We start from the raw sequence: 12092 nt of genomic DNA, 5'->3' as shown, positions 1-12092 counted from the left end.
AGAGAGCAGGCGTTAGATAACTAATGTGCGCGCACCATAACGGCTCAGCGAGCGGGCCGCGCTCGAGCATGGCGCACCAATACGGCGCAATTCACTGCGCCTGCCCACCGTGACGTTGGGCTTGCCCCCGGCACGTCCTTTGCTTTACCCAGGCACGGCCTAAAAAAAGACCACCTGCATTCACCATGAACCTGCCCGCCTCCACCGCCCTGTTCACCCCCAGCTGGCATGCCGAGCTGGAACTCGGCTACGCCCGTATCGGTGACACCACCCGCCCGGTGATGCGTCGCCACCTGGGCCCGCTGCGGGTGCAGAAGCACCTGTACGCCGAAGGCCCCGAAGTGTGCCAGCACATCATCGTGCACCCGCCCGGCGGGATTGCCGGCGGTGACCGCCTGGACATCCGCGCGCATGTCGCCGAAGGCGCCTGGGCGCAATTGACCAGCCCCGGCGCGGCCAAGTGGTATCGCGCCAGCGGCCCTGCCTATCAGCAACTGGAACTCACCGTGCAAGCCGGCGCCACCCTGGAATGGCTGCCCCAGGAAACCATCGTGTTCAGTGCGGCCCAGGCCGAGCTCACCACGCGCATCGACCTGCAGGGCGATGCCCGTCTGTTTTACTGGGACGTGGTCGCCCTGGGTCGCCCGGCCAGTGGCGAGCGCTTCGATCTGGGGCATTTCCAGTCTCATCTGGATATCCGCCGCGACGGCCGGTTGCTCTGGCATGAACGCCAGCGCATTGTGGGCGCCGACGGCTTGCTGGAGTCGCCCATCGGGCTGGACGGCCAGCCGGTGTTCGCGACGCTGCTGCTCACCGGTGAAATCGACACAGACTTACTGGAACACTGCCGCACCCTGCCCCATGCAGTACGCGGCGACCTGACCCAATTGCCCGGCTTGCTGGTCGCCCGTTGCCTGGCCAGTGAAGCACTGCTGGCGCGGGCATGGCTGATCGATTTATGGCGCTTGTTGCGCCCGGCGGTGCTCGGCCGGGAAGCCGTTTCACCACGAATCTGGAGTACCTGAACCATGGACCTGACCCCACGGGAAAAAGACAAACTGCTGATCTTCACCGCAGGCCTGGTGGCCGAGCGCCGGCTGGCGCGCGGAGTGAAGCTCAACTACCCGGAAACCATCGCCTACATCTCCGCCGCGCTGATGGAAGGCGCCCGCGACGGCCGCACCGTGGCCGACCTGATGCACTACGGCACCACGTTGCTCAGCCGCGAACAGGTGATGGAAGGCATCCCGGAAATGATTCCGGACATCCAGGTGGAAGCCACCTTTCCCGACGGCACCAAACTGGTCACCGTCCACCAACCCATCGCGTGAGGCCTGGTCATGATTCGTGATGCGACCCAAGACGACTTGCCGGCGATCCGCGATATCTACAACGATGCGGTACTCAACACCACAGCGATCTGGAACGAACAGCCGGTGGACCTGGGCAATCGCCAGGCCTGGTTCAGTGCGCGGCATGCCCAGGGATACCCGATCCTGGTCTCGCTGGAAAACGATGAAGTCACCGGTTATGCCTCGTTCGGCGACTGGCGCCCTTTCGAAGGTTTCCGCTACAGCGTCGAGCACTCGGTGTATGTGCGTCACGACCAGCGTGGCAAAGGCCTCGGCCCACGCCTGATGCAAGCGCTTATCGAACGTGCGCGGGAAGGCGGTAAATACGTGATGGTCGCCGCCATCGAAAGCGGCAACCTGGCTTCCGTGCGCCTGCATGAACGATTGGGCTTCGTGACCACCGGGCAAATGCCGCAGGTAGGCATCAAGTTCGGCCGTTGGCTGGACCTGACCTTCATGCAACTGGCCTTGAACCCGGGCGCCGAACCGCCCCAGGAGTGAAAACGATGAACGCCACGCACCTGCGTCGAGTCAATGCAGAAAGTTTTGCCCATTACCGCCCGGGCTTGATCGAGTTGTTGCTGGATGCCGTCAGGCACGGCGCATCGGTCGGCTTCATGGCGGACTTCGATGAGGCCCAGGCGCGTGCTTACCTGAGCACTGTGCGGGCGAGTATTGAAGACGCCAGCCTGTTGCTCTGGGTCGTGGTACGCGACGAACAGGTGATCGCCAGTGTGCAATTGGCCTTGTGCCAAAAAGCCAACGGCCTCAACCGCGCCGAAGTGCAAAAGTTGCTGGTACACAGCAGCGCGCGGCGTCATGGCCTGGGCCAGCAACTGATGCACACCCTGGAGCTCGCCGCACGCCAGCACCAGCGCGGCCTGCTGTACCTGGACACCGAAGCCGGTTCACCGGCCGAAGCCTTCTACCAGTCGCTGCGCTACACCAGGCTCGGTGAACTGCCCGACTACTGCCAAAGCCCGGACGGGCGCTACAGCCCGACCGCCATTTACTTCAAGAAACTGGGGCAACCTGCATGATTCCTGGCGAATACCGGATCCAGCCTGGCGACATCGAACTCAACGTGGGCCGGCGCACCGTCACCCTAAGCGTGGCCAACAGTGGCGACCGGCCGATTCAGGTGGGCTCGCACTACCATTTCTTCGAGACCAATGACGCACTGACGTTTGACCGGGCGGCGAGTCGTGGCATGCGCCTGAATATTCCGGCGGGCACGGCGGTGCGGTTCGAGCCGGGACAGAGTCGCGAGGTCGAGTTGGTGGATTTGAGTGGTGGCAGGCGGGTATTCGGCTTTGCAGGTCGGATCATGGGTGATCTTTAGGGCCTTATCGGGGGCAAGCCCCCTCCCACATTTTGACCGTGTTCACACATCAAGGTGGGAGGGGGCTTGCCCCCGATAGCGATCTCACATTCAACACATATCTTCAGGGCAACCACATGAAAATCAGCCGCCAAGCCTACGCCGACATGTACGGCCCCACCGTCGGTGACAAGGTCCGCCTGGCCGACACCGAGCTGTTCGTCGAGGTCGAACAGGACTTCACCGTCTACGGCGAAGAAGTGAAATTCGGTGGCGGTAAAGTGATCCGCGATGGCCAGGGCCAAAGCCAGTTGCTCGCCCATGAAGTGGTCGACACCCTGATCACCAATGCCTTGATCATCGATCACTGGGGCATCGTCAAGGCTGACGTGGGCTTGAAAAATGGCCGCATCCACGCCATCGGCAAGGCCGGCAACCCGGATATCCAGCCCGGCGTGACCATGGCCATCGGCGCCAGTACCGAAGTGATCGCCGGTGAAGGCATGATCCTCACCGCCGGCGGCATCGACAGCCATGTGCACTTCATCTGCCCGCAGCAGATCGAAGAGGCCCTGAACAGCGGCGTCACCACCCTGATCGGCGGCGGCACAGGCCCCGCCACCGGTACCAATGCCACTACCTGCACCTCTGGCCCGTGGCACCTGGCGCGCATGCTCCAGGCCAGCGACTCATTCCCGATGAATATCGGCTTCACCGGCAAAGGCAACGCCAGCCTGCCCGAGCCATTGATCGAGCAGGTCAAGGCCGGCGCCATCGGCTTGAAGCTGCACGAAGACTGGGGCACCACCCCCGCCAGCATCGACAACTGCCTGAGCGTGGCCGACGAGTACGACGTACAAGTGGCGATCCACAGCGACACCCTCAACGAGTCCGGCTTTGTCGAAACCACCCTCGCCGCGCTCAAGGGCCGCACCATCCACACCTACCACACCGAAGGCGCCGGTGGCGGCCACGCGCCGGACATCATCAAGGCCTGCGGCTTTGCGAATGTGCTGCCCAGCTCCACCAACCCGACGCGGCCCTTCACCCGCAACACCATCGACGAACACCTGGACATGCTGATGGTCTGCCATCACCTCGACCCGAGCATCGCCGAAGACGTCGCCTTCGCCGAAAGCCGTATCCGCCGCGAGACCATCGCCGCCGAAGATATCCTGCATGACCTTGGCGCATTTTCCATGATCAGCTCCGACAGCCAGGCCATGGGCCGCGTCGGCGAAGTCATCACACGCACCTGGCAGACCGCCGACAAAATGAAAAGACAGCGCGGCCCGCTGCCGGGCGACGGTGCAGGCAACGACAACTTCCGGATCAAGCGCTACATCGCCAAGTACACCATCAACCCGGCGATTACCCACGGCGTCAGCCATATCGTCGGCTCCATCGAAGTGGGCAAGTGGGCCGACCTGGTGCTGTGGCGCCCGGCGTTCTTCGGGGTCAAGCCGACGCTGATCCTCAAGGGCGGCGCGATTGCCGCCAGCCTCATGGGCGACGCCAACGCCTCGATCCCCACGCCGCAACCGGTGCACTACCGGCCGATGTTCGCCAGCTTTGGCAGCGCCTTGCACGCCACCAGCCTGACCTTCATCAGCCAGGCGGCCCGTGACGCCGGGCTGCCCGAGGCCCTGGGCCTGAAAAAGCAGATCGCCGTGGTCAAGGGTTGTCGCGACGTGCAGAAAACCGACTTGATCCACAACGATTACCTGCCCGACATCGACGTCGATCCCCAGACCTACCAGGTCAAGGCCGACGGCGTGTTGTTATGGTGCGAACCGGCGGATGTGCTGCCGATGGCCCAGCGTTACTTCCTGTTCTGAGGTGTACGGCCTGCGTCCGGTTACAAGTCCTGGTACAAGTCTTCGATGCTGTCCAACTTGGCGCGCTGTAACGCTTCGTCGGTGAGCTTTTCCACTTGGGCCCGGTCTTGCGCCGCCAGTTTCTCCATTTCGGCGTCGAGCTGCGCCTGGGTCATCAGTGCCCCCGGCGGCACCTCGGCGGCCGGCTTGCCCAGGTGTTCCGCCAGCCGCAGTACCTCGCTGCGCCAACGGTCCTTTTGCACCGGATCAGCGGCGTCGAGCCAGGCTTGCTGGGCATCGCGCAGATCCAGCCAGGCCTCTGCCTTGCCTTGCAGCGTCCTGAAGGGCTCTGTGTGGGCCTGCCGGAGATAATCCAGCCAGAACGGCTGCTCACTGATCGATTGCCGCAACAGGTTACCTTCCTCAAGGGCGAGCACTCGCTTGCGGGCCTGTTCGATCATGTCCGCGGTCACGTCCGGCTCCGAGAACATCATCCGAGCGGATTGCCAGGGCAAGTGCAATTTGTCCCGGGGCGCCAATTCGGTCGCGTAGATCAGGTAGACCTCTACCTCGTCGATGTCGCGCATCGCATTGCCCTGCGCATCGCGATGGGTGATGCGTTCGCCATCGGCGTCGCGCTCGGGGTATTTGCGCCCTTCGGCCAGCAGCGCATCGACCCGGGCACGAGCGATCCGACCCAGTTCATCCAGGCGTGACTTGCCGCGCGCCACAGCCAGCAAGTCGCGCTCCACCGTGTCCGGGAGAAGCGAGTCGTACGCCCGCGCCACCAGCACTTCAACGCCCATGGCATTGAACAGTTGGGCACCGGCATCCACACAGGTGGTGGGCGCCGCGGCCATGGCAAACAGTTTTTCACGCAAGGCTGTGTTGGCGGCCGCGGATTCGATCATTTTCCACACTTTGCGCGTGAGATCGATTTTGGCCGCGCCCTCTTGTTCAAGTGCATCCGCCGATTCGGACAGTTTGCGCAACTCATCGAAAAACGGCTCGGACCCGTGCTCATTTTCCAGGGCGTCCCAGGTGTCCTGTTTGGCCTGCCACTGCTCATCGCTCAGGCCGCTGCGCCAATGGATGCTGTCCATCACCCCACGCAGCGGATAGGTACGGTCCGGCTCCAGCCCGACGGACAGTCGGTAGCCCCTGACGATCTCCAGATTCTGCGCAGAAATGAACGTCGGTTCCACGCTGATACGGGTACGTGCCACGGTGTTTGCGTGGCTTGACCCAGGTTCGACCTGGGGAACGCTGTCCAACCGATTGGCGCTCAGGTCCAGCACGAACGAACGCGCCCGTGGTTGCTCAAACAAGCCCGTGGGCCAGGTGGTCTGCCCGCTGTTGCTGAGCAGCAGCATGCCCAGGTCCGGCATGCGGCCGATGTCGGGCGCGCGGCCAAGCGGATTGCTTTCCAGCCCCAGGTAGTTCAGCTCCGTAAGCCCACTCAAGTGGTTGACGGCGTTCGTGTCCAGGACGATCCGATTATCGGACAGGTCCAGTGCGGTCAATCGCTGCATCTGACCTATCGGCTCCGGCAGCACCCTCAGTTTGTTGCCATCCAGGCCCAACCGCCGCAGCCGCTTGAAATAACGCAGGAAGGGGCTGGGGTCGGTCGAGATTTTCGCATCCGATAGCTCAAGGGCCGAAACATGGTCGAAATTGGCGGTCAACAGCGGCAGTTGCTCAAGCTGGCCGTGCAGGTCTTCGCCGGACAGGTCGAGGACTTGCCCATGGGCATACCCGCTGATATCCACATCCTCGGGGCCCGTGCGGCGCCAGGCTTCGCGCAAGGCCTTGACGATCCGCAGCCGGGCGAACCGTTGTTGCTGGAACGCCCCGGAACGGCGCTGCTCCTCGGTGACCTGGTTGAAGTGTTCGCGCTGCCAGTTCTGCAACGTGTTGTCGAGTGTCTTGTACTCCAGCTCCAGGGCCTTGAGCCGGGATTGGTACTCCAACCCCATGTCGTCGATGAACGCGTTTATTTGCTCGAAGGTAAACCCAGGGAAAAGGGTGCGCACGCGCTCCTCGATGATATGCCCCCAGACCGTATTCTGACCGTGGTTGCTGGCCAAGTACCCCAATTTCCCGCTCGCCAGGCGCAGTGACGGCCGATGTGAAAAGAGGTACCGCCGCTGCTGGAGTTTAAGCACCGTGCGCAACTGGTCACGGGGCAGCGCCGCGGCAATGATCCTGGCCTTCAGCTCCTGCCCTTGCTTGATGTTCGGCAAGCCGATGGCCTGGCGGTGCTCGTCGGGCAAGGCGTGCTGGATGGCTGAGTAGAGGTCGTCGGGCTCATGCAGGGTTTCATCGCGGACATTGCGTGCCTGGTAACGGCCCTCTCCAACCCGCACCAACACCTTGCGTTCAGTCGCCTGCTGCGGGCCGAAACTGGCCCGTAGCTCACCGTCCAGCTCTGCCTCACGCACTTCCAGGCGCAGGTTGTCCTTCCATCCCGCCAACCTCGGCACTGAATTGACGACCAGGGCTTCGGTGTCCTTATCCGCCAGCGCCTCCAGGTACAGGCCCTCGTAGGCGTGGGTCAGGCGCATGTTCTGCTGCAGTTCGTGTGCCTGCTGCGCCAGCCGCAGCGGCACACGCTGCTGGGTGTCGAGCACTGCTCTCTCCTGCGCAGTAGCGCTTCCCAACAACTCCTGGACCATCAGCGTCGGGACCCGCGCAAACTGGCGCTTGATCAATTGGGTTGCGGCGTCCGTGGGCGGCTGCTGCTCGGCGTAGAGGCTGCGCATCAATCGCGCGCGCTGGGTGACCGCGAAGGTTTGCAGGCGCGTCTTCAGGGCCGCGCTGCGCAGTTCCGGCGTCCTGGGGGTGTAGCCAGGCAACAAGGTGTGGATCTGGGCTTCATCGAGAAAAGCGATCACCCGCGCGGGTAACTGGCCGTTCATCAGTTCTGTACGGCTGATCCGCAGGGTGTCGCGGGTGGAAGCGCCGGGAGCGCCGTACTTCACCGACGGGCTGCTTGGCTCGGTGTCCGAAAACGCTTCGATCGCCAGCTGTTGCGGCCAACCCGTGAGGTCCACGGCCAGTGAGGCTGGAAAGCTGCACAATGCGCTGGAATGCTTGCCCGCGCCGATTTCCTCGGCCACCGTCCCCGCATCGCGATAGGCACGGAACTGGCGAACGGTATCCAGCAGGATCGCCGGCACCGGCTCACCTTCGACATGCACCCGACGCAAGCGGTCTTGCGTCACGCCACTGGCGTGGCGGATCTGTTCCAGCTCGGTGTCACTGAAACCGTCCATCACCGGCCCCAGGCGGCGCATCAGGGTAGCGCCTTGCCACTTCAAGGGTTGCTCAAGTTCATGGTTCCAGGCGCCCTCGCCATTGGCGGTCAGGCGCGGCAAATAGGCATCGTCCCGTGACGGGTGCTCGATATGAAAACGCTCGGTCTGCGGGTCTTGCCGTACCGCATAGCGCTTGCCCTCCAGTTCCAGCAGCTGTTTGCCGTCGACCTGGTGCAGCCCCTGTGCGTCGGCGACGGAACCGGCGGGCAACGGCGAAGTATGCTCGTAGATGGACAGATCGGGCTTCCACAGCCGGGTCTTGCCGCTGGGCAACTGCACCGCCTTGAGCTGCTCGATGAAGGGCGACAGGGTCAAGTGAGCCACGCCCACACCGGCCGCCAGCAGGGCCAGGTTTTCCAGCACATCGGTGATATGCGCCCAACCGGCTTCGCGGTCCCCCTGTGCCCACTCGATAACACCGTCCAGCACTTCGTATAGCAACTGCCCCGCCGTGACCAGGGACATCGCCACCCCCAGCGGCGGAACCACCATGCCCAGCAGGTTCACGGCAAACAGGCCGGTATTCAGATAATGCTCAAGACGCCGCGCACGTTCAGCATCGTCCGCGTCGGCAGTGCTCACGGCCTGGGCCCGCGCATCGGCATACAGGCGCTTGCGCAAGCTTTCGTAGCGATGGGGCCACAGGTCCACTTCCTCCCACAGCCCCTTGATCGCATTCGCGCCGATATTGAATTCCGGCGCGCTGATCGGCACCCGTATCTGCTGCCGAGGCTCACCGAAAATCGATGGAATACTCTGCAGGTACGACGGCGTCACCAGTGACGTGAGGTACTGGCCCCATTCGGACCGCAACCAATCCTCGATGAACGATCCTGGCGGTGCATCCACCACCAGCTCGGTAAGCCGGCGAAAGTAGTAGGGGCGATGCCGGTAATCAATGAACCGGCTGTAGAACCGCTGGTATTCGGTAACCGGTAACTCTACGGAGCGGTCGCCATGGGTCTGCGTGCCGGCAGTAAGACGGGCTGTCACGGCGTTGCTGAAGTCGGCGAATGACGCGTACCGCTTGATCGGATGCTCGGGGTCGTCCGGGACGTAGATGATCACCCATTGGGAATAGCGATATTTGACGCAGGGGTCGATGACCAGGCAATCGCTCATGCGCAGGTTCATCATGCACGGCACGCGGTACCACACTTGCTTGTCGCCCAGCATGATCGATTGTTCACCGGCCAGCACACGCATCAGCAAGGCATGATCGCTCGCGTCGATATCACCCTTGATCAGGGCCAGGTAGGCCGCCGCCTTGAACGCGGCTTTCTGGTGGGTCAGGTAGCGCTCGCGCAGCAAGCCCTCGGCGACCGCGTCCTGGGGTTCCAGGAAGGTCTTGAGGTAGGCCTGGTACTGCGCGCCAAGGTCCAGGTCACGGCACAATTGCACAAAGGTTTCGATCTGCAACGAAGTGGCATGGCGTTCGAACTGGCCGCGCGCATCGGGTGGGGTGATAAAGCCTGAGGATTGGTTGAAAAATCCCTTCTCGGCCTCCCGCGCTTCGAAGTTGTTCAACGCCGCCTGCAACAACGAAAAGGACTTGCTCTTGAACCCGCCCGTTGGCCGGCCGAAGGCATCTTCCACCGGTGAATAAAGCCGCAGCCAGGTTTGATGGACGTCCAGTTCGAAGCCCGCTTTTTTCAAGGCCGCCTCCAGCAACGGCTGGGCAAACGCAGTCACTGACTGCAATTTGCCCATGGACTTTTCCAACTGGTTGAGCGCATCGCAGCGCGCATCCATCAGGGTCTTGAGCTGGTCCTTCTGGACCTGGGAGGCGGCGGCGTACCAGTCGGGAATTTGCGGCGCAGTCTCTTTGAGGGCCTGACGACGCTCAGGCGAGGCCTGGATAAGGCATGGTGCGATGGCCTGTTTGATCAGCGTGTAATGCTGGCCTTGATCGATGGGTGCGGACGATGCGGAGGGTTCCACTGCGAGGGACTTGGACATGGGATGACTACTGTGTGACTTGAAGATCACCGGATCCTAGCCCCCCCGCAGGAGGGAGCGGGGTTAACTATTTATCCGACCGTCAACGCGGTTACGCGTGTGCTGTCCAGGCTCCGCGCCCCGTCCGTTCGTGCGCCCCCTGCCGAGGGTGATCGACTCGAAGAGGTCGCGGGTCACGTCCTCGACGGGCGGGCTCTCCAGTAGACTGTTCATCTGAGTCTCAGGCAGCACCGCCGCCTCCACGGCAGCCCTCAATTGCTCTGGGTTCGACAAGTGCAGGCGGCTGCGTTCCTGGGGCCGCAATGCGTCCCAGACCAGTGTGTAGAAATCCCGCCTATCCTCCTGGGCGGGCACTTCCAGCATCCTGCCGGGTTCAGCCGTCTCGATCCCGATGGCATCCACGGGAGCGCCCCCCAATTGCTGCTTGAGCTCAATGCGAGTGCCCGATTCCCAGCCGGGCAGTGTCTCCAGCAAGCGCAAGCCCAAGCGCATGCTGTCCAGGGCCGGCGGTGTACCGTACTGCAAGTCCTCATAGAGACAGAATTCGCGGATGAACCGTTCGCACACCCTGGCCTGTTCGGCCTGCACCTGCGGCAACAGACCGCTGCTACGAAACGCCCGTAATTGCTCGGGATTCAATGTCGCTACCAACCGCTGAGCGATGGGCGCAGATAGATGGGGACAGGCATCGAGCACACTGCGCACGTCCCGGCAGACTTGCCTGGCGAGGGCCTGCATGAGCGCATCAATCCGCTCACGTCTGAAGCAACCCGCATAGCGACCCAGGGTTTCGCGCAATTTGCCGGCGCGCACCGCCAACGTCTCACCCTCTTCCCCAGGTATTTTCTGCAGGGTTGGATCGCTGCGCTGCAACACGCGCAGCACTTCTTCCAGCACTTCGCCTCGCGCCAATTGCTGTTCACTCAGGGGCAGCCTTATGGGCGGCGTGGACGAAGCAATCAGATCATCGAAGTACACCTGCCCGCCCCCCAACACTTGCAGACGCGGTGCATCGGGCAAGAAGCCGCAGTGTTTCATGAAGTACAGTTGATACCTCGGATCGGCGTGGGAGTAGACCAGCGGATCCGTGCTTTTCATCTGCTCGACAAACATTCCGAGGTGCTGACGCATACGAGCGCGAAGCCGTGTGTAGTGCAGTAATGAGGTCAAAAGTGGCTGGGACTGCATCAAACTCTGGCACGACACTCCCACGGAGGAAGACGGCAGAGGGGTCGCAGCGGAGGTTGTGCGTGTTTCGTCGGTCATGGCGATGCTCCTGAAGCATAGGAAGACTGAATCTGAGCCTTCCCCACCTGCAGGTGGCGGTAGATAGTTAATCTGCCTGTGCATACCTATCTACCGCGTCATGTCCCTGCGCGGGTGATGTGCTGTCCGCTCCCAAATCCAAGGAGTGACTCATGGCAGCTTTACCCCCAATGGACGAGATTCGCCCAGCCGTCTCGGAGAGTGTGCACACCACTTTCCTCGAGAGCGCCATCCCCGACTGGCTGAAAAAAGCCACGCCGCAACAGTTAGATGCACTCAAGACCGCGCCCGACGCACTGCCAGACTGGTACCAGCACGCCTCTGCGGCGCAACGCCAGTCGCTTATGGACTGCATCACCGCCGGCTTCACGGCCCAGAGCACGCTGGACAACGCCATGTCCCAGTTGCAGGACATCGACACCTTCGCCCGGCCGTTGTTGGTCAAGGCCCTCAAGGATCAGTTCAAGGTCGAGCTGGACGTCGACAAAACCTATATCCGCCTGAGAAAGAGCGTGACGATGGGTGTCTTCAACGTCACCGCCGGCTGGTTCGAGGCGCTCAAGCTGCCACTGCTGCAAGCCGCCCTGCACAACTTCGAAGCCGCGGAATGCGAAGCCGGTGCCTTTCATGCCTCCTCGGGGTTCGTGGTCCAGGCGGCGACTGGAACCGGCTTTGACCCCGTCACCACCACGCTGACCGTGGAGCAATTCACCCGCCTGTGCCGCACGCTGGATATCGGCACGCAGTACCAGGCCTATCTCAAGGCGTTCCTGGAGCCCGAAGACGCGGTGGCGCAAGCCGTGTTACGCAACAAATTCACTGTCGCCCACACGACCGCCCTGCACGTGGCCGCCGAACAAGCGCTGATGAAAAAAGACATCAGCGACGCCGAATACCGCATGGTGCTGTCGGTGGTCGCCGGTGAACACGAACCTTTACTGAACGGCAAGCGTGTATGGTTCCGCGACTTGAGCCTGATGAAGCACCGCCTCACGGGCGTTGTGGTGTTTCTCTTCAGTACGTCCCAGATCCGCGATGAGAGCGAGTTGCTGCTGTACAT

General features: G+C 62.5%; 9 protein-coding genes. 7 read left to right on the top strand and 2 right to left on the bottom strand.

Going from position 1 to position 12092, the window contains the following annotated elements; translation table 11 throughout:
* Positions 1 to 185 precede the first annotated feature (185 nt).
* From AC3WP7_RS24430 to ureC, 6 genes are all read left to right on the top strand, one after another.
* A complete protein-coding gene (locus tag AC3WP7_RS24430; protein ID WP_102591552.1) occupies positions 186 to 1025 on the top strand; it encodes an urease accessory protein UreD in 840 nt (279 codons plus the stop codon).
* Positions 1026 to 1028: 3 nt separating this feature from the next.
* Positions 1029 to 1331, top strand: coding sequence for an urease subunit gamma (gene ureA / locus AC3WP7_RS24425; protein WP_003171437.1), 303 nt, complete (start codon positions 1029 to 1031; stop codon positions 1329 to 1331).
* A 9-nt stretch (positions 1332 to 1340) separates the two neighbouring features.
* On the top strand, positions 1341 to 1853 hold the full coding sequence (locus AC3WP7_RS24420; RefSeq protein WP_092249871.1) for a GNAT family N-acetyltransferase: 513 nt from the start codon (positions 1341 to 1343) through the stop codon (positions 1851 to 1853).
* Between the two features lie 5 nt (positions 1854 to 1858).
* Positions 1859 to 2392 carry a GNAT family N-acetyltransferase gene (locus AC3WP7_RS24415; RefSeq protein ID WP_102591551.1) on the top strand — a complete coding sequence of 178 codons (534 nt, stop codon included), beginning with the start codon at positions 1859 to 1861 and terminating at the stop codon, positions 2390 to 2392.
* Entirely contained in the window at positions 2389 to 2694 is a 306-nt protein-coding gene (locus AC3WP7_RS24410) for an urease subunit beta (protein WP_058423547.1), read from the top strand. The genes AC3WP7_RS24415 and AC3WP7_RS24410 overlap by 4 nt, the downstream gene beginning before the upstream one ends.
* Before the next feature lie 116 nt (positions 2695 to 2810).
* Positions 2811 to 4511, top strand: a complete 1701-nt coding sequence (ureC, locus tag AC3WP7_RS24405; RefSeq protein ID WP_071491633.1) for an urease subunit alpha — start codon at positions 2811 to 2813, stop codon at positions 4509 to 4511.
* A gap of 20 nt (positions 4512 to 4531) precedes the next feature.
* Here the strand turns inward: ureC and AC3WP7_RS24400 are convergent, their stop codons facing one another.
* A complete protein-coding gene (locus tag AC3WP7_RS24400) occupies positions 4532 to 9766 on the bottom strand; it encodes an NEL-type E3 ubiquitin ligase domain-containing protein (protein WP_092249865.1) in 5235 nt (1744 codons plus the stop codon).
* Between the two features lie 63 nt (positions 9767 to 9829).
* Positions 9830 to 10897, bottom strand: coding sequence for a hypothetical protein (locus tag AC3WP7_RS24395; RefSeq protein ID WP_146012678.1), 1068 nt, complete (start codon positions 10895 to 10897; stop codon positions 9830 to 9832).
* A gap of 287 nt (positions 10898 to 11184) precedes the next feature.
* Between AC3WP7_RS24395 and AC3WP7_RS24390 the strand changes: the two genes are divergently transcribed.
* Positions 11185 to 12092, top strand: a 908-nt coding sequence (locus AC3WP7_RS24390; RefSeq protein WP_492574135.1) for a dermonecrotic toxin domain-containing protein, incomplete at its 3' end; no start/stop codon positions are given.

The sequence above is a fragment of the Pseudomonas sp. FW305-3-2-15-C-LB1 genome, from assembly GCF_058787615.1.
The sequence above is the reverse complement of the archived record's forward strand: the minus strand, read 5'-3'. Positions and strand labels throughout refer to the sequence as shown.

What these genes read in the sequence shown, in the direction of transcription:
- AC3WP7_RS24430 (WP_102591552.1), top strand. Translation starts at nt 186, where the DNA reads ATGAACCTGCCCGCCTCCACCGCCCTGTTCACCCCCAGCTGGCATGCC.
- ureA (WP_003171437.1), top strand. Translation starts at nt 1,029, where the DNA reads ATGGACCTGACCCCACGGGAAAAAGACAAACTGCTGATCTTCACCGCA.
- AC3WP7_RS24420 (WP_092249871.1), top strand. Translation starts at nt 1,341, where the DNA reads ATGATTCGTGATGCGACCCAAGACGACTTGCCGGCGATCCGCGATATC.
- AC3WP7_RS24415 (WP_102591551.1), top strand. Translation starts at nt 1,859, where the DNA reads ATGAACGCCACGCACCTGCGTCGAGTCAATGCAGAAAGTTTTGCCCAT.
- AC3WP7_RS24410 (WP_058423547.1), top strand. Translation starts at nt 2,389, where the DNA reads ATGATTCCTGGCGAATACCGGATCCAGCCTGGCGACATCGAACTCAAC.
- ureC (WP_071491633.1), top strand. Translation starts at nt 2,811, where the DNA reads ATGAAAATCAGCCGCCAAGCCTACGCCGACATGTACGGCCCCACCGTC.
- AC3WP7_RS24400 (WP_092249865.1), bottom strand. Translation starts at nt 9,766, where the DNA reads ATGTCCAAGTCCCTCGCAGTGGAACCCTCCGCATCGTCCGCACCCATC.
- AC3WP7_RS24395 (WP_146012678.1), bottom strand. Translation starts at nt 10,897, where the DNA reads ATGCGTCAGCACCTCGGAATGTTTGTCGAGCAGATGAAAAGCACGGAT.